This is a genomic window from Hydrogenophaga sp. (assembly GCF_030158645.1).
In the GTDB taxonomy this organism is placed as follows: domain Bacteria; phylum Pseudomonadota; class Gammaproteobacteria; order Burkholderiales; family Burkholderiaceae_C; genus Hydrogenophaga.
The window spans coordinates 1-3,419 of the sequence record NZ_JAOASO010000027.1; the positions used below are offsets into that span (position 1 = coordinate 1).

Sequence of the window (3,419 nt, forward strand, 5' to 3'; positions counted from 1 at the left end):
CTGTGATCCCAGGTTCTTCACCACGACTTCCTGGTTGCCCAGGACCTCGTCCACGTGCATGGCCATGCGCTGTGCAGCGCTGCGGAAAATCATCACCGGCAGCGTGCGGCCCTTGTTCTCCAAGGATTGCACCGACGACTGAAGCAAGGCGCCAGCCCAGAAGAAAGGAACCTCCTCACCCGCGACGGTGAGCGAACCGCTGGCGTAAGCCTTGTGGAGTTCTTCGGCGCTCACGCGGCGCACCAGCTCCACCAGGTTGGACGGCACGCCCAGGGTGAGTGCGCCCGCGCGCAGCATCACCACCTGCGTCACGGCGGTGGTCAACGGCAGCACCAGCTTGAAGTTGGTGCCCTGTCCGGCCTGTGTGGCGGTCTCTATGCGCCCACCGAGTGCGACCACGTCGTTGCGGACAACGTCCATGCCGATGCCTCGGCCCGCCAGTTCGGACACTTCACGCGCCGTGCTGATGCCGGGTTCGAACACGAGCTGAGCGGCGTGTGCATCGCTGATCTCCGCACCGGCCTCGATCAGTCCTTGCAAGGCCGCTTTTTCCCTCAGTCGCACCAGGTCCAAACCGGCGCCGTCGTCGGCAAACACGACCGACACGTCGTTGAGCTCCTGCGCGAGCGTGATCTCGATCTGGCCTTCAGCCGGCTTGCCAGCCGCCACGCGGGCTTCGGGCGTTTCGATGCCGTGCACAACGCTGTTGCGCAACAGGTGTTCAAAAGCGGCCGTCATCCGGTCGAGCACACCGCGGTCCATTTCGATGTTGCCGCCGGTGATGTCCAGGCGCACCTGTTTGCCGGTTTCCTTCGAAGCCTGGCGCACCACGCGGTACAGCCGCTCGGAAATACCTTCGAATTCCACCATGCGCGTGCGGAGCAGATCGCGCTGCAGCTCCCGGGTTTGCCGGCCCTGGGCGACCAGGCTGTCTTCGGTCGATTCCACCGCGCGCTGCAGGTTGCGCTGCACGGTGGCCACGTCGTTCACCGACTCCGCCATCATGCGCGTGAGTTCCTGCACACGGGTGAACCGGTCGAATTCGAGCGGATCGAACGACTGGTCGGCGTCGCGCGCCTGGGCCAGCCGCGACTGCATCTGCGTCTCGGCTTGCAGTTCGATGTCGCGCAGCTGAACGCGCAAACGGTCGAGGTTGCCCGTCAGGTCTTTGAGCGAGCCGCGCAGGGTCACGAGCTCGGACTCCATGCGCGAACGGGTGATCATGACTTCGCCGGCCTGGTTGACCAGACGGTCCAACAGCTCGGGCCGTACCCGCACAGCAGCGCCCGCGCGGGCTTGCAAGGCCGTGGGTGCCACCGGCATGGTGAGCCCCTCCATGCCGCGGCCGGGCACCATGGCAGCGCGCTCCCGCAGTGCCTGCTCGGTGGTCTCGGGCACCGAGGTCAACTCCGGTGCAAATTGCTCAGGCGCGGTTTGCACCACGTCGGCGGATTCCGGGTCCTGACTGCGAAGCTGTTCAAACCGGGCACTGATGGCGTCGAACGCGGACTGCAGAGGCTCCAGGTCCGCGCTGCGCTGCACATCGGAGCCCAGCCGCTCGGCGGTGGTTTCCATCCGGTGGACCATCTCACCCAGTCGGAGCGCGCCAGCCAGTCGCGCACTGCCCTTGAGGGTGTGAAGATTGCGCAGCACCTCGGAACGGGCGCTCCCATTGTCGGGGCGCGCCACCCACTGACGAAGGGCGCCTTCGAGTTGGGGCAGCAGTTCCTGCGCCTCCTCCGCAAAGATGGGAAAGAGGTCGATGTCGATCGTGTCCAGCGCGTCGATGTCGTCGTCAATGTCCTGAACGGCGGCATGTTCTGCGCGGTGGGTGTCGGCGTGGGGCGCGACAAAATCGATGCCGGTTTCTGCCAGAGCCGGCAAGTCGAAAGCGGTCAGGGGTGCATGGCTTGAAGCGCCACCATCGACATGCGCCTGCGCCACCTGGTCAGGCAACGGTGTTTCGACCCCCGGCTGCACCGCCTCAGCCGCTTCCGTTGCCGGCGAGTGCACCACCGGCTCGTCCACCTCCGGCACATCCTCGCTGTGCAACACATCGGGCTCAAAGGAGGACTCATCGGGGACCGGGTCGTGGACCACCCGGTAGAGCGCGTCCATCAATTGGGCGTCGGGCTCCTTGAGGAACCCCGCTGCGAACTGATGCAGCAGGCGGCGGATATCCTCGGACGCATCGACAAACAACCGGGCCTGTTCGTCCGTGGCGGCTGCACCGGCCCGCTGATGAAGACTCACCGTCCCAATGGCATGCTCAAGCGCGCGTGCGATGTCGGAGAGTGACTGAAACCCGACGGTGGCCGAGCTGCCGGCCAGCGAGTGTGCAAACGCCTCGGCTTGCTCAGGCACCGGTTCATGGCGCTCAAGTGCCCACTCGGCAAGACCGGTGCACAGGCGGCGCGACCATTCGTCGGCTTCGTTGAGGTAAACGTTGTAGAGCTTGAGACCGATGCGCAGCGAGCCAATCACCCGCGTTTGCTCGTCGGGCATCTCGGGCTCGGCCAAGACTGGCACGACGACCTCGGGCTCGACGTCATGCGGTGCTGCCGGCGTGCCCTCCGTCGGCTCGACCGCAGCGCCTGCACTGTCAGAGAGCTCGGCCAGGCTGCCAAAGTCGATATCGGCCAGCATCGGATCGGACGAGGGCAACTCAGCCGAGGTCGGTGGTGGTCCAAAGTCGAGGAACGCCGTGTCGAATGGAACAGCTTCTTCGGCAGATGCCTGCTCGGGCTGCTGGCCGTGATCAACCGGTTCGCCCACATCAAAGTCCATGTCCGGGAACACCGTCTCGCCGGGTTGCGCCAGCGACGGCTGATCTTCAAACACGTCGAGAAGCTGCGGTTCGGAGACCGGGGCAGCCGACGCTTCATGCGCCGGTGCCAGGTCGAACGACGGGTCGTGAAACTCAGGCGCAAGCGTTTGCGCCGCTTCATGCACAGCAACGTGCGCCGGGACTGGCGGTGAAGTGGCTGCCTGCTCTGCGTGTGTCAATGGCAGGAAATGGCCCTGATCGCGCATGGCGTCAGCGCTGACCTTGAACGGCTGGGCCTTCCAATGGCTTTCGGTCTTCGCGGCGATGTCATCCACCCACCGGCCAAAGTCGGTCATGGCCTGACCCGTCAGCGACAGCAAGGGTTGAGCAGCGGGTCGTTGTTCGGCCAACACCGTGTTGACCAGTTGCTCCATCGACCAAGCGGCTTGGCCGAACTCCTCCAACCCGACCATGCGCGAGCTGCCCTTGAGGGTGTGAAATGCGCGGCGCAGGGTGGTGAGGTGTTCCAGATCGCCCGGCTGGGCCTGCAACTGGCCAATGGCATCCAGACCGTTGCCGACCACTTCCCGCGCTTCCTCGAGAAAGATGTCCAGGAGATCGTCTTCGTCGTTGTCTTCCCCGCCGGTGTCGG

General features: G+C 65.2%; 1 protein-coding gene. It reads right to left on the reverse strand.

What is annotated here, in order from left to right; genetic code table 11:
- Positions 1-3,419, reverse strand: a 3,419-nt coding sequence (locus tag Q1W68_RS02850; protein WP_300715543.1) for an Hpt domain-containing protein, incomplete at both ends; no start/stop codon positions are given.